At 68.4% G+C, this 18733-nt stretch carries 18 protein-coding genes and 1 tRNA gene; 12 read left to right on the top strand and 7 right to left on the bottom strand.

The window, feature by feature from the left end; genetic code table 11:
* Window positions 1-4: 4 nt before the first annotated feature.
* A complete protein-coding gene (locus tag KUV67_03605) occupies window positions 5-1603 on the bottom strand; it encodes a peptide chain release factor 3 (protein MBY6203950.1) in 1599 nt (532 codons plus the stop codon).
* Between the two features lie 286 nt (window positions 1604-1889).
* On the bottom strand, window positions 1890-2828 hold the full coding sequence (locus KUV67_03600) for a M23 family metallopeptidase (protein MBY6203949.1): 939 nt from the start codon (window positions 2826-2828) through the stop codon (window positions 1890-1892).
* Window positions 2829-2987: 159 nt separating this feature from the next.
* Here KUV67_03600 and KUV67_03595 point away from each other — a divergent pair, with 159 nt between their 5' ends.
* The gene (locus tag KUV67_03595) at window positions 2988-5024 is read left to right on the top strand and encodes a S9 family peptidase (protein MBY6203948.1); all 2037 of its coding nucleotides are present in this window, start codon (window positions 2988-2990) and stop codon (window positions 5022-5024) included.
* Window positions 5025-5052: 28 nt separating this feature from the next.
* Here KUV67_03595 and KUV67_03590 read toward each other — a convergent pair whose 3' ends face one another.
* The 4 genes from KUV67_03590 to KUV67_03575 form a co-directional block, all read right to left on the bottom strand.
* Window positions 5053-6219, bottom strand: coding sequence for an amidohydrolase (locus KUV67_03590; GenBank protein MBY6203947.1), 1167 nt, complete (start codon window positions 6217-6219; stop codon window positions 5053-5055).
* On the bottom strand, window positions 6188-7558 hold the full coding sequence (locus tag KUV67_03585; protein MBY6203946.1) for an L-serine ammonia-lyase: 1371 nt from the start codon (window positions 7556-7558) through the stop codon (window positions 6188-6190). Before KUV67_03585 ends, KUV67_03590 begins: the two co-directional genes overlap by 32 nt.
* Before the next feature lie 404 nt (window positions 7559-7962).
* Window positions 7963-8556, bottom strand: a complete 594-nt coding sequence (locus KUV67_03580; GenBank protein MBY6203945.1) for a hypothetical protein — start codon at window positions 8554-8556, stop codon at window positions 7963-7965.
* The gene (locus tag KUV67_03575; GenBank protein ID MBY6203944.1) at window positions 8553-8897 is read right to left on the bottom strand and encodes an autorepressor SdpR family transcription factor; all 345 of its coding nucleotides are present in this window, start codon (window positions 8895-8897) and stop codon (window positions 8553-8555) included. Before KUV67_03575 ends, KUV67_03580 begins: the two co-directional genes overlap by 4 nt.
* Window positions 8898-9020: 123 nt before the next feature.
* Here KUV67_03575 and KUV67_03570 point away from each other — a divergent pair, with 123 nt between their 5' ends.
* The 8 genes from KUV67_03570 (at window position 9021) to KUV67_03535 (ending at window position 15237) form a co-directional block, all read left to right on the top strand.
* On the top strand, window positions 9021-9776 hold the full coding sequence (locus tag KUV67_03570) for a hypothetical protein (GenBank protein MBY6203943.1): 756 nt from the start codon (window positions 9021-9023) through the stop codon (window positions 9774-9776).
* A 37-nt stretch (window positions 9777-9813) separates the two neighbouring features.
* Window positions 9814-10050, top strand: coding sequence for a glutaredoxin family protein (locus KUV67_03565; protein MBY6203942.1), 237 nt, complete (start codon window positions 9814-9816; stop codon window positions 10048-10050).
* Window positions 10051-10128: 78 nt separating this feature from the next.
* Window positions 10129-11952: a DegV family EDD domain-containing protein gene (locus KUV67_03560; GenBank protein MBY6203941.1), complete on the top strand. Its 1824-nt coding sequence runs from the start codon at window positions 10129-10131 to the stop codon at window positions 11950-11952.
* 78 nt (window positions 11953-12030) lie between these two features.
* Window positions 12031-12699, top strand: a complete 669-nt coding sequence (gene plsY / locus KUV67_03555) for a glycerol-3-phosphate 1-O-acyltransferase PlsY (GenBank protein MBY6203940.1) — start codon at window positions 12031-12033, stop codon at window positions 12697-12699.
* A gap of 44 nt (window positions 12700-12743) precedes the next feature.
* Window positions 12744-13733, top strand: coding sequence for a biotin--[acetyl-CoA-carboxylase] ligase (locus KUV67_03550; GenBank protein MBY6203939.1), 990 nt, complete (start codon window positions 12744-12746; stop codon window positions 13731-13733).
* Window positions 13720-14454: a type III pantothenate kinase gene (locus KUV67_03545; GenBank protein MBY6203938.1), complete on the top strand. Its 735-nt coding sequence runs from the start codon at window positions 13720-13722 to the stop codon at window positions 14452-14454. The genes KUV67_03550 and KUV67_03545 overlap by 14 nt, the downstream gene beginning before the upstream one ends.
* Window positions 14455-14473: 19 nt before the next feature.
* Window positions 14474-15100, top strand: a complete 627-nt coding sequence (locus tag KUV67_03540) for an SPOR domain-containing protein (protein MBY6203937.1) — start codon at window positions 14474-14476, stop codon at window positions 15098-15100.
* A gap of 61 nt (window positions 15101-15161) precedes the next feature.
* A tRNA-Thr gene (locus KUV67_03535) sits at window positions 15162-15237 on the top strand.
* A gap of 218 nt (window positions 15238-15455) precedes the next feature.
* On the opposite strand, the gene KUV67_03530 is transcribed toward KUV67_03535, so the two are convergent.
* Window positions 15456-16196, bottom strand: a complete 741-nt coding sequence (locus KUV67_03530) for an IPTL-CTERM sorting domain-containing protein (protein ID MBY6203936.1) — start codon at window positions 16194-16196, stop codon at window positions 15456-15458.
* 477 nt (window positions 16197-16673) lie between these two features.
* On the opposite strand from KUV67_03530, the gene KUV67_03525 reads away from it, so the two are divergent.
* The 3 genes from KUV67_03525 to KUV67_03515 all read left to right on the top strand — a co-directional run bounded on the left by KUV67_03525 (window position 16674) and on the right by KUV67_03515 (window position 18495).
* Window positions 16674-17102: a MerC domain-containing protein gene (locus KUV67_03525; GenBank protein MBY6203935.1), complete on the top strand. Its 429-nt coding sequence runs from the start codon at window positions 16674-16676 to the stop codon at window positions 17100-17102.
* 113 nt (window positions 17103-17215) lie between these two features.
* Window positions 17216-18178 (top strand): periplasmic heavy metal sensor, encoded by a 963-nt coding sequence (locus KUV67_03520; protein MBY6203934.1) that lies wholly within the window; start codon window positions 17216-17218, stop codon window positions 18176-18178.
* A gap of 14 nt (window positions 18179-18192) precedes the next feature.
* Window positions 18193-18495, top strand: a complete 303-nt coding sequence (locus KUV67_03515; protein MBY6203933.1) for a DUF962 domain-containing protein — start codon at window positions 18193-18195, stop codon at window positions 18493-18495.
* Window positions 18496-18733: the final 238 nt, after the last annotated feature.

Raw genomic sequence — 18733 nt, 5'->3', positions numbered from 1 at the left:
GACGCTAGTCCGTTCCGACGTAGACGCTGACCTCGCGCGTGGCCCGGAAGGTGATCTCGGGGTGGCGCTCCTGGGCGAGCTGGAGGTTGACGCGGGTCGGGGCGAGATAGACCAGGCGACCGCCGCCGTCCTCGGCGAGGTGCTGAATATTCTTGTCGCGGAACTTCTCGAGGTCGCGCTCCTTGTCGGTCGAGACCCAGCGACAGGTGGCGACGTTGACGTTCTCGAAGATCGCCTCGCAGTTGTATTCGTCCTGCAGCCGGTAGGCCACGACGTCGAACTGCAGCATGCCGACGGCGCCGACGACCAGGTCGTTGCCCATCAGCGGCTTGAAGAACTGGGTCGCGCCTTCCTCCGAGAGCTGGGTGAGGCCCTTGGTCAGCGCCTTGAGCTTCAGCGGGTCCTTGAGCCGGACGCGGCGGAACAGCTCCGGCGCGAAGCTCGGGATGCCGGCGAACTGCAGGTTCTCGCCCTCCGTGAAGGTGTCGCCGATGCCGATCGTTCCATGGTTGTGCAGACCGACGATGTCGCCGGGGAAGGCCTGCTCGGCCTCGGCGCGTTCGTCGGCCATGAAGGTCAGCGCGCCGTGCGTGCGCTGCTCCTTGCCGAGCCGCACGTGGTGCAGCTTCATGCCCTTGGTGAAGGTGCCCGAGCAGACCCGCATGAAGGCCATGCGGTCGCGGTGGGCCGGGTCCATGTTGGCCTGGACCTTGAACACGAAGCCGGTGATCTTCGCTTCGCCGGGGTCGACGGTGCGGCCCAACGTGGCGCGCGGCTGCGGAGTCGGCGCGTATTCGACGAACTCGTCGAGCAGCGGGATGATGCCGAAGTTGTTCAGGGCCGATCCGAAGAACACCGGGGTTTGCCTGCCGGCGAGGTAGGCCTCGGCGTCGAAGTCGTGGCTGGCGCCCTTGACCAGCTCGATTTCGTCGCGCAGTTCCTGGGCCATGTCGCCGAGGGTGGCGTCGGCCTCCGGGCTGTCGATGCCGGCGATGATCTTCGGCTCCTGGCGGAGGTAGTTCTTTCCGGACTCGTAGATCTGGATCTCGTCGCGGAGCATGTGATAGATGCCCTTGAGCCGCCGGCCCATGCCGATCGGCCAGGTGATCGGCGCGCACTCGATGCCCAGCACCTCCTCGACCTCGTCGAGCAGCTCGATCGGCTCGCGGCCTTCGCGATCGAGCTTGTTGATGAAGGTGAAGATCGGCGTGTCGCGCAGGCGACAGACCTCCATCAGCTTGATCGTCCGCTCCTCGACGCCCTTCGCGCAATCGATCACCATCAGCGCCGAGTCGACCGCGGTCAGCACGCGGTAGGTGTCCTCGGAGAAGTCGGCGTGGCCGGGCGTGTCGAGCAGGTTGACGATCCGCTCGCGATAGGGGAACTGCATCACCGAGGAAGTGATCGAGATGCCGCGCTCCTTCTCCATCTCCATCCAGTCCGAGGTCGCGTGCCGCGAGGCCTTGCGCGACTTGACCGAGCCGGCCAGCTGGATCGCCCCGCCGAACAGCAGGAACTTCTCGGTCAGCGTGGTCTTGCCGGCGTCGGGGTGCGAGATGATCGCGAAGGTGCGGCGGCGGGCGATTTCGTCGGCAAGTTTCATCTGCGGGACCGGGCGGTGAGGCGGGTTCTGGATCAGCCGGCCATTGTACCGGCGCGGACGGCGGGCGGTTGCTTGCCACGGCGCGTCCGAGCCGGAGGGCGGCGGTCGGCCGGTTCCTGCGGACCGTCCAGGTCCATCGGCCAGCGGTCGGCCGATTCTTACGGGCCGTCCAGGTCCAGCGGACGGCGGTCGGTCGATTCTTACGGGCCGTCCAGGTCCAGCGGACGGCGATCGGTCGAACTTCTACGGGCCGTCCAGGTCCAGCGGCCGGCGATCGGTCGATTTTCTACGGGCCGTCCAGGTCCAGCGGCCGGCCCTTGGTGTCGGTCATCCGGAACGGGATGGTGACCAGTTGCATCTCGTGGTTGACCTGGACCGAGAAGTGCAGGTGGGGGCCGGTGGAGTAGCCGGTGTTGCCGGAGCGCCCGATCAGCTGGCCGGCCCGGACCCGCTGGCCGTCGCGGACCGCGACCCCGCCATAGTCCAGGTGGGCGTAGACCGCCATGGTGCCGTCGTCGTGCAGGATGCGGACGTAGTTCGCTCGGGGCCCGTCGCGGTCCTCGTCGGTGCCGGCGCGGTGGAAGTTCCGCGCCGTGTCCATCACCACGCCGCCGCGAGCGGCGACCACCGGTGTGCCCACCGGCAGCGAGAAGTCGACCGCGTAGTAACTGCCCGGCGCGTCGTGGCTGAAACTGCCGCCGAAGCCCTGGCCGATGCGGATCGGCGTGTCGGCGCGCAGCGGGACCCGGTAGAGCGGTACTCCGTCCTTGCCGGCGCCCATCGAGCCGGGTACGGCCTGCATCTCGATCCGGTACTTCCAGCCGAGGCGACGCTCCAGGGGGCCGATCAGGACCGAACGGTGGCCCCGCGCGGGAATCTCCAGCAACGTCGGCAGCGGCGGATCGCTGACCACGTTCTCGGCCTTGGCGAACACCACCGCTACGGTCACCGGCCCGTGCAGGTGATTGTCGAAGCGATAGTCCGGCTCGCGTTCGGTGCCGACGTTGCGCATGGTCACCGGGTCCTTGGGCTTGGCCACGGCCCGCTGCTCGATCACTTCGTACTCGGCGCTCGGCCGACGATCGGAGAGGTGCTGGATTCCGTTCTCGTCGGTCCAGACGTAGACCGATTGGGCCGTGGCCGGCTGCCCGGCCAGCAGCACGGCGGCGATCAGGAGCAGGAAGGGGAGCTGCGGCAAAGCGTGGGGCCTGGATCGGGTCGGCATCGGAGTTCCGGCTTGCGTTCGGGGACAGTGGAATAGCATGCGGCGGTGCGCGCACCTTCGGCATCTCGGACCACGGTGCGGCGCGGGCGTTCACGGGTCGTGCAGCCACCGGCGTAGTTTGACAAAATAAGCGGCTTCCGACCGAACCTGGAACCGCCCGTGAATCGAATCGCTCGCCGGATTGCTAGCCGAACCACCGTGATCGCCTTCTTCGCGCTGACGCTCGCCGTCAGCGTATCGTCGTCGGTCGCCGACACGCTTCCCGCCGAACAGATCTTCGGCAAGTCGCTGGTCAAGAACATGAAGCTCTCGCCGGACGGCGAGCACGTGGCATTGACCTACGAAGAGGGGTCCGAAGTCAAGCTCGCGGTGATGGAGCTGGCCAGCCAGGACATCGTCAGCGGCTTCGAATTCGGCGGCAACATGCACGTGCTGAACTTCTGGTGGGGCAGCAACAGCCGCGTGGTCATGTCGGTCGGCGAAGTCACCGGCAACCTCGACAATCTGGGGCGGCCCGGGGCGCTGTACGCGGCCAACATCGACGGCACGCGCCGGCAGCAGATCTTCGGTTCCAACCTGTCGGGCTACCAGGTCCTTCATCCGCTTCCGGACGACGACGAGAACATCCTGATCGCCCGCTATCACTTCGCCGACGACGGCGAGCCGAAGGGCAATCTGCTCAACATGTTCGATGGCGAGCTCGATTTCCTCGGTGACCAGCCGGTCGATCCCGACATGCGCGGGCTGGTCGCCGACAACGACGGAGAGCTGCGCGGCGCGATCGCCGTCAAGATGGGCGACACGCTCGACGATGTCGAGCTGCGGCTCTACGCAAAGATCAACGGAGAGTGGGAATCCCTGGACCTGGACAGCGATCGGCGCCGGCCCAACGTGAATTTCCTCGGATTCTCGGCCGACAACGAGCAGGTCTATTTCGCATCGAACCACGACATGCCGACCGGTGACCGGATGGGCGTGTTCCGCTTCGACTTCAATACGCGGCAGATCGAGCTGCTCTATCGCCACGACATCGTCGACGTCCAGGGTCTCCTGCGCACCCCGCGCGGCAAGGTGATGGGCGCCTGGGCCAGCTTCGGGCCGGCGGATTACTCGCTGTTCGACGAGCAGGTCGAAGCGCTGCCCGAAGATGCACGGATGCTGGCCGGGCTTCTCAACGCGTTTCCGAACGACAACGTGTTCGTGACGTCGTCGACGGAAGACGGATCGCTGGCCACGATCTACGTGACCGGCGATCGCAACCCCGGCGAGTTCTACCTGTTCAACACGGAGGACATGGAGCTGGCCTTCCTGTCGGCATCGTTCCCGAACATCGACAAGGATGCGCTCGTGCCGATGGAACCTGTCCGCATCGAGGCGCGGGACGGCCTGGTGCTCAATGCCTTCCTGACGCGCCCGGCCGGCGAGAAGGAAAACCTGCCGCTGATTCTCAACGTACACGGCGGTCCCTTCGGCCCGTACGACCGATGGGGCTTCAACCCCGAGGCCCAGTTCTTCGCCCAGCACGGCTACGCCACCCTGCAGGTCAACTTCCGCGGTTCGGGCAATCGGGGAACGGATTTCCAGCAGGCCGGCTGGCGCGAGTGGGGCGGCAAGATGCAGGACGACCTGACCGATTCCGTGCAGTGGGCGATCGATGAAGGCATCGTCGACCCGGACCGGGTCTGCATCTACGGCGGCAGCTACGGGGGCTACGCGACGCTGATGGGCGTGGTCAAGACGCCGGACCTCTACCAGTGCGCCGTCGGCTACGTCGGCGTCTACGACCTGGTCTGGTTCCGCGAGGGCGACGGCTCGGACTTCTCCATGAACCGCAGCAGCCACGAAGGGCGCCGCAACTTCGAGCGCTTCATGGGATCCGCGGTGGGCGAGGACGCCGAGTCGCTGCGTCCCGTCTCACCGGTCCATCACGTCGACCGGATCAAGGCCGACCTGTTCATCGTCCACGGCGCGTCCGACGTGCGCGTTCCGGTCGGCCACGCGCATCGTCTGCGCGACGCGCTGGACGAAATCGGCAAGGACTACGAGTGGATGATCAAGGAAAAGGAAGGGCACGGCTTCTACGACGTCGGCAACCGCGTCGATCTGTACACGGCCATGCTGGAGTTCTTCGATCGCCATATCGGCCAGGAGTCCGGTAACGACGAGTCGTCTTCCTCGTCCTCCGAAGCACCCTGACGAACGTTGGCGCCGCGTGCAGGCTGCCTCATCGGGCGGCTCTCGCGGCAGTGCCTGCCGGGTCGATGGGCGGACTCCGCTCATCGACGGCCCGGTTCTCGAGAACCCGGTCCCAGAAGCCGTCGCCGAGCGTCACCCGGTATCGCAGCACGGCGGCGTAGCGGCCCGGTTCGAACAGCGGCCAGTCGCTGCCGAACAGCAGGCGCTCGGGCCCGGCCCGGGCCAGGTCGCGCGCCAGTGCATCGGCGTGCTCCGGCAGGCTCGCCGGCACGCCTTCACTGGCCTCCTCGAGCCAGACCGCCGAGACATCGAAGCGCAGGCCGGGACGTTCCCGTCCCGCCGATCGCTCCGACTCGAGCCAGTCGAGCAGTCGGCCGAAGACCTGCTGCGTCCAGCTTCCGTAGCCGCCGCTACCGCCGAGGTGGGCGATGACGAGCCGGATATCGGGGTGCGGCTGGATCACACGATCGAGCAGGCGCTGGATATCGTCGATGTCGAGGTCGCGCAGCTGCGGATCCAGGTGGAGAAGGACGAGGTGCCCTGCTTCGACCGCCGCGTCCAGGGTCGCTGCAAGGGCCTCGAGGTGACGTTCGTTTCTCGGATCGATGCCGGCAGTGGCCAGGTGCAGCTTGATTCCGATCACTTCCTTCCGCTCGGTGCAACGGTGCAATTCCTCGAGCGCCCAGGCGCGCAGCGGATCGATGCTGCACAGCGCCCTCGCGCGTCCGCCGGACGCGACGGCCGCCGCCGCGACGTGATCGTTCTCGGCCCGGGCCCGGGCATGGGCCTCTTCCTCGGTCAAGGCGAGACTCGCTGCGAATCCGTCGGAGGCGTAGAGGTGCGCCATCGGCACCAGCAGTGCGCCCCGGGCGCCGGCCGGTGCGTCGAATACGGCCGATGCGCTGGCGTAGTGCCGAGGATCGCGTGAGAATTCGGCACCGACGGCCGACCAGTCCGAGACCAGGCGGGGGCCGAGCAGGTGGACGTGGTGATCGAACGCGACCGGAGCGTGCGCCAGATCCTCCGGCAAGGGCGCCTGGGGCGGTCGACAGGCCGTGAGCAGGGAGGCGATCAGGACGACCGCCGGCAGGGCCCGAAGGGCGCTCGGCGGTGTGCTGTTCGGCGGCTTCGGCGCGCAGGTCGCCAGCGCCGTTTCGCCGGTCTCAGCACTCGATGACGTTGACCGCCAGGCCACCGCGCGAGGTTTCCTTGTACTGCGACTTCATGTCGCGCCCCGTGTCGCGCATGGTCTTGATGACCTTGTCGAGCGACACCCGGTGCTTGCCGTCGCCGGCCATGGCCATGCGGGTCGCGTTGACCGCCTTGACCGCGCCCATCGCGTTGCGCTCGATGCAGGGGATCTGGACCAGGCCGCCGACCGGGTCGCAGGTCAGGCCGAGATTGTGCTCCATGCCGATCTCGGCGGCGTTCTCGACCTGCTCCATCGACCCGCCGAGCGCGGCGGTGAGGCCGCCGGCAGCCATCGAGCAGGCCACGCCGACTTCGCCCTGGCAGCCCACCTCGGCGCCCGAGATCGACGCGTTCTCCTTGTACAGGATGCCGATCGCTCCGGCGGTCAGCAGGAACTCGATCACGCCGTCCTCGCTGGCCGAATCGACGAAGCGGCGGTAGTAGTGGAGCACGGCGGGAATGATGCCCGCCGCGCCGTTGGTCGGTGCCGTGACGACGCGTCCGCCGGCGGCGTTCTCCTCGTTGACCGCGAGCGCGTAGAGGTTGATCCAGTCGAGGCTGTCGAGGTCTTCGCGCTTCGCGCGTTCCTTGAGCCTGGCGAACAGGCGCGGCGCGCGCCGGCCGACCTTGAGGCCACCGGGCAATACGCCTTCGCTCTCGCAGCCGCGCTGCACGCAGTCCTTCATCGCCTGCCAGATGGTCATCAGTCCGTCGCGTATCTCGGTCTCCGAGCGCCAGGCCTGCTCGTTGGCCAGCATCACGTCGGCGATCCGCAGTCCGTTCCCGCGGCACTGGTCCAGCAGCTCGTCGCCGGAGGAGAACGGGTAGCGGACCCGGGTGTCGTCGGCGACGATGCGGTCGGCCGCGGCCTCGTCGGGGTTGACCACGAACCCGCCGCCGACCGAGTAGTACTCGCGCTTGATCAGCGGCTCGCCGTCCGCGTCGAAGGCCTGGAAGCGCATTCCGTTGGAGTGGAAGGGCAGGGTCTGGCGCTTGTGGAAGACCAGGTCCCGGCGCAGGTCGATCCGGATGGCGCGTTGCTCGAGAAGGCGTACTTCGCCGGATTCGCCGATCTCGGCCATGCGCTTCGGAATGTGGTCGGGGTCGATCTCGTCGGGAAGGTGGCCTTCCAGTCCCATCAGCACCGCCAGGTCGGTGCCGTGGCCGCGTCCGGTGTGGCCCAGCGATCCGAACAGTTCGAGCTTCAGCTTGGCGACCCGGTCGAGCAGTTCGTGGCGATCGATCGAGCGCGCGAACAGGCAGGCCGCGCGCATCGGGCCCACCGTGTGCGAGCTCGACGGGCCGATCCCGATCTTGAACAGGTCGAACACACTGACGGCCATGGCGGCCTCCGTGCTGCATGCGTGGACCGCTGATTATGCCTTCCGACTCGGCTGTCTGCCCGCAAGTCGGCATCCTTCGAGCCTCCGGGCTGCCGATTTTGATGATGGACGCGAAGGCGCAACGGCGCGACGAGAACAGCAGAAGCGATGGGTTGGAGTATCGAAAATCGCCGGGTCCGGTATCAAGTGCGCGACGACGGGATTCGTGGGCCGCGGCGTCGGATCCCGGTCGTGTCTCGTCTCGGATTCCTCTTTGCCCCTGCGTCTCGGCAAGTGATCGTTTTTTGGTTCTCCGGCGGACGTTACGCTTTTCTCTACGCGCCTTCGCGTCTTCGCGCCCATCATCCGAGGGCACCCGCTGCCGAGCCGGGCCGGGCCGAGTTCGCCTGGGTTATGGCGTCGGGTCAGGCGGTCGGGGACTGGGTCACGGAACCACGCCGGATGCGCCGGATACCGATCAGGATCGCCAGGGCCATGAGGATGTAGATGGCGACCGTGACGACGACCAGTGCCTCGTCGACGGCAGGTACCAGCAGCCAGCAAATCGCCTGGGCAATGCCGCCGATGACGAAGGTCCAGCCGATCAGGCGCTGCATGGCCAGTCCCCGGGTGGGAGAGCACCCGGGTTCGACCTTCTTCGGCAGGCCATTGCCGATCACGACCAGCACCATCGCGTTGGTGATCATGGCGTAGCGCGTGATCCAGTCCTCCGGGATCGTGCCCATCGCTCCGAGCGCGCTCGCGCCGAGCGCCCCCGCGATCAGCAATCCGGCGCCGATCAGACTGTTCAGGACGGTGCGGCGTTGTTCCGGACACGCGGCCGAGGGCATGGCGCCGAACAGGTGAAGTCCGACCCAGGCGACCGGCAGGGTCGCCATGCCGACGCCCCAGATCAGGGCCCCTTCCGGCCGGGCGATCCAGGCCAGGGCGCCGAGGGCAAGCGCCAGAACGATCAGGACCTGGAAGGCGATCATGCGGAGCGTCAGGGGATTCATCATGGCTTCTCCTCGTGGGTCGGGTCGGGCGAATTCCGGGTGTCGAGCGGGCCGGTGCGGTCGCCGGTATCGGCACCCGCAACCGGGTTCATTCCGAAGGCCTGGGCGAAGCCCATCAGTGCCTCCTCGAGCACGGACATCCGGAGCGAATATTCGATCGACTTGCCGTTGCGTTCGGCGCGGACCAGCCCGGCGTCCTTGAGCACGCGGAAGTGCACGGACATGGTCGGCTTCGAGACCTCGAAATTCGACGCCAGTTCGCCGGCCGTCAGAGGTCCCTTGCGCAGGAGCTTGAGCACCTCGCGGCGGGTCGGGTCGGACAGGGCCTTGAATACGCTGCTCATGTTTAGAAGATTAGCTAATTAACTAAATGAAGTCAAGTCCGGTGGGCATGTGCGTCCCCACGGCGGGTCTCTATACTTGCGTTCTTCCTCTTCCTGCGCTCGCTCATGCACCGATTCCTGCTCATGCTCCTTCTGCTCGGGTCTGCCGGGGGCGCGTGCGCCCAGTTGCAGCCAGGTGCGCCGGCGACCCCGGCCGCTCCAACGACCGCCGAGGCGCGCGCCGGAACGCCGGCACGGGGTGCCGCGGCCTTCGACTGCGGCGACCTGGCCTACGACGACGGCGTGGCGGAGACCAGCATCTTCTTCGGCGGCGGACAGGCCGGTGAACCGGATCATTTTCTCGGCGTGCGCTTCGAGCTCGACGACTTCGATCTCGAAGCCGGACGGGTGCTGCTGACCGGCTTCTGCATCTCCAATTCGCTGGATTTCAGCGCGGTCGGCGGGCCCTGGCCCAACGAGGTCTACGTCTATCGGGACATTGACGGCGAACCCGATCTGGGCGATCCCCAGCGCAACGCGACCGTGATCACCGGCGACGGCACAGGGCAGGTCGAAATCACCTTCGAGTCGCCGTGGATCGTCGACGACCCGGTGTTCTGGATCATGGTCCAGGGCGATCCGCGTCATGCGGGCGAAGACTTCAATGTCGAGTCGGACCAGTCGCTGAAGCCCGCGGGGCGCAGCTGGATCGCCGATCGAGGCGTGGCATTCATGATCCCCACGCGCCAGGACTTCATGCTCCGGGCGACCGTCGAGGTGCTGGCCGGTTCGGCGGCGACCGTTCCCGCGCTCGGGGTCGCGGGCCTGTTGGCGCTGGCCGCCGTGGTCCTGCTGCTGGGGCTCGCTGCCCGTCGTCGGCTGGACGCGCGCGGCAGCTAGTGGAATACTTGCCGTTTTGCCGAGCGGAACTTCGCCAATGACCCTGGTCTTCTACACCCGTGAGTCCTGCGAACTGTGCGAAAAGGCGCATGCCCTGATCAACCTGGCCGGCCTCTCGGACCGGGTCACCCAGGTCGATATCGACGCCGACCTCGACCTGATCCAGCGCTACGGCGACCAGGTGCCGGTGATCCTGAACGAAGACACCGGAGAGAAGATCACCTGGCCGTTCACCGCATCCCAGGTCCGCGAGCTCGCCGGCTCGACCGACTGACCCGGGTCGGCCGCCGGTCGCCCTCGGCTCGAGTCCGGCGGCCCGGCTCCACGCGACACCGACGATCGACAAGGGGACATGAGCTCGAACTCCACGCTTCTGCACATCGATGCCGAGCACCTGCGCAACGCACTGATGGCCGGCATCGCCCACGTCCAGGCCCGGCGCGATCTGCTCAATCGGATCAACGTGTTTCCGGTGCCCGACGGGGACACCGGTACGAACCTTCTGTTCACGCTCCAGAGCGTGCGCAGGCGACTGGCCGAAGGCCGTCGAGCCACGGTGCCGATGTTGCTCGACGACGTCGCCGACGCGGCCCTGGACGGGGCGCGCGGTAATTCCGGGGCGATTCTTGCCCAGTTCTTCCACGGCGTCAGCGAAAGCAGCCGGACCAATCACCGCTTCGATGCCCACCAGCTCGCGCACGCGGTCAAGGCCGGCGCGGTATCGGCGTGGTCCGCGATGTCGAAACCGGTCGCCGGCACCATGCCGACCGTGCTGGAGGATTTCGGCGATGCGCTGGCACAGGGCGTTGAATCGGGGATCGAGGACATCCGGGACCTGCTGGGGCGAGCCCGCAAGGCGGCGCATCGTTCGCTGAAGGCCACGCCGGACCAGCTTCAGGTGCTCAAGGACGCCGGTGTGGTCGACGCCGGGGCCCAGGGCTTCGTCGATCTGATCGACGGCATCTGGCGCTACGTGCGAAGCGGTCGCGTCCCCGACGCCGAGGCGCTCCCGGCTTTCGAAGCCGACGCGGAAGGAACGGCAGGAGGGCACGAGGCCGGCCCGCTGGATCATCGCTATTGCACCGAGTGCCTGATCGACGGCGACGATGTCCAAGTGGGCACCCTGCGCGAACGCCTGAACGCGCTGGACGCCAGCAGCCTGGTCGTCGCCGGCGGCGGTCGCCGCGCCCGGGTCCACATCCATACCAACAAGCCCGGCGAAGTGTTCCGGGTGTGCGCCGAGTTCGGCGATATCCGCCAGCAGAAGGCCGATGACATGAGCCGGCAGCACGGCCTGCTCAACCAGCGCGGCACGATTGCCGTGGTCACCGACTCGGCGGCCGACCTGCCGGCGGGTGAGATCGATCGGCTCGGCATCCATACGGTTCCCCTTCGCCTGTTCTTCGGAGACACGGAGTACCTCGACAAGCTGTCGATCCAGCCCGGCGCGTTCTACGCGAAGGTGGAGAAGGGCGAGGTCCACCCCCAGACCTCGCAGCCGCCGCCGCGCGATTTCCGGCGCCAGTTCGAACTCCTGACGAGTCACGGGCACGAGGTGGTCTCGATCCATGTCTCGGGCCAGCTCAGCGGCACCTGGCAGGCGGCCGAGCAGACCGCGAAGCGGCTCGGCGACGATGCGCCGATCACGGTCCACGACTCGAAGAACGCGGCCTGCGGCCAGGCGCTGCTGGTGCTGTGGGCGGCGGAGGCGGCGGCGGCCGGCTGGAGCCGGCGCGAGATCGTCTCGGGGCTCGACGAGATCGGCCCGAAGACCCGCACCTTCGCCCTGGCCCGCGACCTGTCCTGGGGCGTGCGAGGCGGCCGGGTGAAGCCCTGGATGGACTGGCTGGCGCGCAACCTGCGGCTGAACCCGGTGCTGGCCAATACGACGGATGGGCTGCTGGCGGCGCGCGGCATCGTGCGCGGCCGCGGCGAGCCGGCGGTCCGGCGCTTCGCGAAATTTCTCGCGAGGAAGATGGATTCCGGTACCGTGTACCGCATCCTGATCAGTCAGGCCGACTGTCGCGACGATGCCCGGCTGCTGCGCGAACTGCTGCTGACCGCGCATCCCGAGGTCGACGCCTGCTGGATCGAGGAGGCCAGTCCCGCGGTCGGCGTCCACGCCGGCCCCGGAAGCCTGATCGTCGGCCTGCAGCCCTGGAGCGCCCCGGGCTGATTCCAGCGAATGGCGGGGCGGCGCGGAGCAGATTGCGAAACACCACATTGACGGACCTGATTCGGATGCGCGACCCCCATGCCTGACCTCGTCGACCTGCAGATCGCGCTGTTCGCCCTGGCCGCCTACCTGATCGGATCGATCTCGGGTTCGCTCGTGCTCGGCCGCCTCCGGGATGTCGATATCCGAACCATGGGCTCGGGCAACGCGGGCGGTACCAACGCCCTGCGCACGGTCGGCTGGGCGTTCGCGCTGGGCGTGGTGCTGATCGACCTGGGCAAGGGCGTGTTGGCAGCGTGGCCCCTGCCGCTGCTCGCCCCGACCGTCGCCTCGCTGTTCGGCACGGCGCCACCGGATCCGCTGGTGCTGGCCTGCGTCTGCGGGTTCTCGGCGGTGCTGGGTCACGTCTGGCCGGTGTACTTCGGCTTCCGCGGCGGCAAGGGGGCCGGAACGGCGGTGGGCGCGGTGCTCGTGCTCGCACCGTGGTGCGTGCTGCCGCTGCTGGTGGTCTGGCTGGTCACGCTGATCGGCACCGGCTATGTCGGCCTCGCGACCATCCTGGCCGGGTTGAGCCTGGTGCCCTCCATGTACCTGGCCGGTCCCGATCCGCTGCCGACGGTGCTCGGCGTGCTTTCCGTCGCGCTCGCGGTGCTGCTGGTGTTCACCCATCGCAGCAACCTCCTGCGGCTGGTCAGCGGCACCGAGAATCGCTTCGAGAAAGCCCGCGTCCTCAAGCGCAGGAAATGAACCGCCGGCTCGCCGACCGACCCACCGCGCCGTACCCGCCCCCGATGACCGACACCGCACTGGACCTCCTCGAACGACTCGGCGACGCCGACTGGCATGCCGGTCCGTCGCTGTCGGCGGCCCTCGGCGTCAGCCGGACCGCGGTCTGGAAACAGGTCGAGGCGCTGCGCGAGGCCGGCCTGCCGATCGAGTCCGACACCCAGCGCGGCTACCGGCTCGGGCGGCGCATCGAACGCCTGGATGCACGGACGATCCGCAGCCAGCTGGACTCGTCCATCGATTCGGCCGTCGATTCCGCCATCGATATCCGCGTGCTCGGGCGCTGCGACTCCACGAATGCAGAACTCGCCGGCGAAGGCTTCGCTCACCGGCGGGCGGTGCTGGCCGAGTGGCAGCAGGCCGGACGCGGCCGCCGGGGGCGTACGTGGACCGCGCCGCCGGGAACGTCGATCGCGCTGAGCTTCGGGTATCGCTTCGACGTCGGTCTTCCGCGCCTCGGCGCATTGAGCCTGGTCGCCGGCGTCGCGGCCGCCCGGGCACTGGCCGGGCTCGGCGCCGAGGGCATCGGCCTGAAGTGGCCCAATGACCTGGTCGCCGACGGCCGCAAGCTCGGCGGCCTGCTGGTCGAACTGCACGGCGTCGTCGACGGCCCCTGCGACGTGGTCGTCGGGATCGGCGTCAACGTCTGGATGCCGCCCGTCGCGGCGCGGACCATCGACCAGCCGTGGATCGACCTGTGCGCGATCGGCCCGGGACCGGATCGGCGGAACCGGATCGCGTCCGCTCTGATCGAGTCGCTGGATGCGGCCTGCGCGCGCCTGCAGGCCGAGGGCTTCGGGGCGATGGAGTCCGAATGGAGCGAGCTCGACGTGCTGCGGGGCAGGGCGGTCCGGGTCGAGCGCGGCGACGGCACTTCGATCGACGGCATCGTCGACGGAATCAGCGAGCGCGGCGGACTCTGGGTCCGCGCCGGCAACGATGCGCAGCGGCTGGAATTCAGCGCCGGGGAGGTCAGCCTGCGTGGCCGCGAGTAACCCCGAGCCCTGGCTGGTCGAGGTCGGGCATACCCGGCTCAAGCGCGCGCAGCTGGATGGCGCCGGAGGTCTCGGCAGGACCGTGGCCGAATCGATCGACGCGTTCGATCGCTGGGCCGAGGCGCATCCGGGCAGTCGCGTGCTCCTGACGGACGTGCGCGGCGACGCGGCCAAAGGCGAGCTGGTCGCCGTCCTGCAAAGCCATTCGATCCGGTGGACCCCGGTCGGTCTCGGCGACGTCGATCTGCCCGTTGCGCCGGCCTACGCGTCCCTGGGCACCGATCGCTGGTTGGCCGTGAATGCTGCCTGGCAGATGCACGGGCAGGCCCTCGTGGTCGTCGACATCGGTACCGCGACGACGCTGGACGTGGTCGATTCCTCCGGAATCCACCGCGGCGGCTGGATCCTGCCCGGACCGGACGCGGCGCGGTCCGGCCTGCTGGCCCGGGCGCCGGGGCTGGAGCGGGCGCGCGAAGCGGCCGATCTGCCGCTGGCGCCGGCGCTCGATACGGCCCAGGCGCTGGAGCGCGGACTGGTCCTGCAGCAGGCCGGGGCGATCCGACTCGGTATCGAGCGGGCGGGCAGGACGCTGGGCTGTTCACCGGTGTTCGTGCTGACCGGCGGCGGGGCCTCGACGGTACAATCCGCGCTGGACCCCGACGACCGGCAGCCCGACCTGGTGCTGCTGGGCCTGGCGCTCGCCGCGACCCGAATGACGTGAACCGCATGGAGGCCGAACGATGATGGGCTGGCGCATCGCCGCGGTCCTGCTGGTGCTGGCCAACGTGGTGCTGCTGGTGCTCGGCCAGATGCAGCCGCCGCCCGCGCCGCGGCCTCCTCCGCCGGCGCCCGACCCGGAGATTCCGCAGCTGGAGCTGATCGCACTGGACTGGCGGGAGGCGCAGTCGACGGTGCCGCGCTGCTACACGATCGGGCCCTTCGCGACCCTGGTCCAGCAGAGCCGCGCCGAGGATCGGCTGCGCCCGTTCGCCTCGCTGATCCGGCCGCGCCGCAGCGAGGCCGATCGCGATCGGGGCTGGTGGGTGTTCGTTGCCGCGCCGAGTCGTCCGGCGGCCATCGACCTGGCGCAGGAACTTGCCGCGCGCGGGGTCGAGGACTACTTCGTGGTCGCCGACGACGACCTGCCGGACGCGGTGTCGCTGGGGCTGTTCGAGAACCGGGAGAACGCCCGTGCCCGCCTGAACCGGATTCGCCGCATGGGGTTCGACGCCCAGCTCGCCGTGCGCCGCGAAGACGCCCCCCAGTTCTGGATCGACTACCGCATCGACCCCGGCGAACGCTCCCCCTGGCGCTTCATCCTCCGCTCCAGCCCCGGTGCAACGCACTTCGAGATTCCCTGCTTCTAGGCGCCTTCGGTTGGCCGGACGGAACCGTCTCCGCTAGAATTGCCGAAGTTGATGATCACTTGCCGGTATAGCTCAGCTGGTAGAGCACCTGATTTGTAATCAGGGGGTCCCGGGTTCGACTCCTGGTGCCGGCACCATCCTGCAAGTTCGCACCGGGCGGCTCCGCCACGAGGCCGCTGGAGTGTCAGCGACAGCCATCCGTCAGCTGGTACGGGCCACCGATCGACCCGGGCCGCATCGCTGGTAGCGACGGGCGCGGACCGCAGCCGAGGGCGAATCGATCCCCCGCAAAAGAAAACGCCGGCGGCCCTGGGGGCTCGCCGGCGCTTGGCGGATTACGAGGTCCAGCTGCGGATCAGGACGGCTTTCCGAAGCGGCGGACGCCGAAGAGCCCGGCCGCGGCGAGCAGCAGGGCCAGCACGCCGAGACCGAGCGCGGACAGCGACGGCACTTCCGTCGTCTGCGGCAGGCCGGCTTCCGGCGTGTTCAGGTAGATGAAATGCACTCCGTGCGTATCGCCGGTCGGGGTCGATACGCAGAAGCTGGCGATCGCCCCGTTCGGATCGGATACGACGGCGATGATGTCGCCGTCGCCATCGGCACCGTCGTCGGCGATGCTCGACCCCACCAGGGCGCCGCCGGCGTCGAAGGCTTCGAGCAGGATGTCGCTCGGCCCGCCGACACCACCGGCCGCGACGCCGATCACATCCGTCCGGCCAGGATTGGTGGTTCCGGGAACGACGATCTGTCCACAGGTGTCGGTCACCAGGTCGAGATCACCGGCAGCGTTGACGCCACCGAACTTCTCCGGCGGGTCGTTGAAGACCCCGACCGGCGGGTTGCCCCCGAACGGCGTGAAGTCGACCCCGAAGCCGAGGTATTCGTCGGTGACCTGGTCGGCCGGCGGGCACGCGCCGAACGGCGGGCAGACCGCGTGCGGCGCATCGATCGGCTCGAAGGTGATGTCCGTGGCGGGGACGCCGCCACGCGGTTCCGGGCTTCCTTCGCCGGTGACCTGGGCATGGGCAAGCCCGGCGGTGAGGCCCAGAGCGACGAGTGCGGTCGTGAATCGACCGGAAATTTCGAAGACGTTCATGTTCAGAGATGCTCCCTTTCGTGTCGAAGACCAGGGTCGGTTTCCGACGGTCGCAGAATGCGATGTCGCCCGACCAACTGTGGCGTAGTCTAGCGAATCCTGTCGTCCGATGCCCGCAAGATCGCGCGCAGGAGGGGCCGTACGATCGGGTCGAACCGCCGACGATCCCCCGTCGAGGTCAGGGTTCGAACCGACCGTGCGAGCGCTCGCCCGAAGGAGCATCGCCGGCGCCTTCTCGTCGCCGGGCTGCCCCATCGACGGGGCGATCACGGTGCTCCGATCTCGGCCGTCGAACGGCCCGGAGTCGGCGAGCACGACGCGCGCGGTGCCGCCGCCTGCACGCAACCTCCGCTCTGCGCTGCTCGCACCGAGGGGACGCTCGCGATGCCGGGGCTCCGGCCAGTCACTCCGGAGCAGGGTGAAGCCCCGCGATGGAAAATGTTATATCATCACAATCGTTCCCTCCGTCCGACGCCCATGGCCGCCGTCCTGAACAAACAGCGCAAGGCATCGAGCGCCGACTTGCCCGTGTCCTGGCTGGACCGGCTGGGCATCGGCGTGTCCGCGTTCTGCCTGCTGCAGTGCCTGGCGCTGCCGCTGGTGCTGGTCCTGGCGCCGTCGCTGACCGCCGGGTTCCTGTCGCACGAGGCATTCCACTTCGTGCTGCTGGCGGTCATCGTGCCGGTCAGCGGGCTCGCCTTCACGCTGGGATTCCTGAAGCACCGCACGCCGGCCATGTGGATTCCGGCCACCGCGGGGATCGGGTTCCTGGTGCTGGCCGCGTGGCTGGAGCAGCGCCACGCCCTGCCGCCGCTGGGGATTGCCGCGGTCACCTCGGCCGGCGGCATCTGCCTGATCGTCGGGCATTCGCTCAACCTCCGCGCGCGGGACCGTCTGCGTCGCTGACGCTGCCCTCCCCCGTGCCATGGATGAGCGGCGCCCGCGGATCGTGGTATCGTTTTTCCGTTGATTGGCGCGCCGGCTCGAAGGCCGGTGCCTCGAATCGGAGGCTCGACACCATGACCGCATTCGTTCGCTCGATCTGTTCCCGCTGCTTCGCTCCGCGCACTGCGGCCGCTCTCGTGGCGCCTGTCGTCCTGGTCGTCGCACTGACCGCGAGTCCGGTATCCGCTCGCTCGGTCGAGCCGCTCGGTCCGGCACCGCAGGCGCGCAGCGCGCCGGCGACGGTGGACGGGCAGGACCTGGTCGATCTGATCTACGACGTCCAGGCGCTGGCCGACGAGTTCAATCTCCTCCCGGCCCAGCGCGCGATGATCGGCATGATCCTGGTGACCGCCGCGCCGGACGCGATGGAGCTTGCCGGGACGTTGGCCGACGGCCGCCGCGCGATGAACGACGCGCTGCTCGCCGACCCGGTCGATCCGGCCGTGATCGAGACCCTGGCCGCTGCGCAGGGACGCGGACTTGCCGACCTCTCGTCGCTGGCTGTCGACACCCTGATCGCCGTGCGCCAGGTCCTGACCGAAGAGCAACGGATGCTGCTGGTCGAATTGCGCGCGCTGCTGGAGGACCGGTTCGGCGGCCTGGCCGACGGGATGAAAGCGAGCGCGGATCGCCAGGGCCTGAGCCGGATGGTGATGCGCCGCGCCGGCCCGGCCGCCGGCGACGGGCTGGACCACGCGGGTGATGCGCTGGGGCTGACGCCTACGCAGCGCGCGGCGATCCAGGCCATCCTGGACGAGGCCGCGCCCGGGGTCCTCTCGATCGCCGCCGATCTCGCGGCCAACCGCAACGAGCTGCTCGACCTGGCCCGGAACGCGCCGGACGACCGGGCGGCCATCGATGCGCTGATCGACGAGCAGGCCGCGCTGTTCGAGTCCCTGGCGCTGGTGCGCGCCGACGTGGTGCTGCAGGTTCGCGACGTGCTGACCGAAGACCAGCTGGCGCTGATCGCCCTTCTGCGCAACGCGCTGCGCGATCGCCTGGCCGCGCTGGTCGGCGACGGATTGGGCGGTTTCTGAGCGAGGAACCGGGCATGCCCCAGGGGTTCGCAAGCTTTCGCGAGTTCTATCCGTATTACCTGGACGAGCATGCCGATCGGCGCTGCCGGCGGCTGCACTTCGTCGGGACCTGGCTGGTGATCGCCGCGTTCATCGCCGGACTGTTCGTGTCGCCGTGGTGGTTCCTCGCCATGCCGCTGGCCGGCTACGGGTTCGCGTGGGTCGGTCACTTCGCGTTCGAGAAGAACAGACCGGCGACCTTCAAGTACCCCCTCTACAGCCTGGCCGGCGACTGGGTCATGTTCTACGACATCCTCCGCGGCAAGATCCGGATCTGACGGCTTCGTTCGGGTTGGGTGCCATCGGCCTTTAGAGGATGGACGCAAAGGCGCGAAGGGGCGAAGAAGCGCGAAGGAAAGCAGGACTTGGTTTTTTAGTGATCTTGGGGAGTCGATGCGCTGGTCGGACGCTTCGTGTGGCCGGATCCTCCGGAGACGGTCTGGTTGACATTTTTCCCAACGGCATGCATCGAGGAAGTGCGGGCTGCCGATTCGTTGAATCGTCAGACGCTCTTCC

Source organism: Halomonas denitrificans, from assembly GCA_019800895.1.
Classification (GTDB): Bacteria; Pseudomonadota; Gammaproteobacteria; order Xanthomonadales; family Wenzhouxiangellaceae.
The sequence above is the reverse complement of the archived record's forward strand: the minus strand, read 5'-3'. Positions and strand labels throughout refer to the sequence as shown.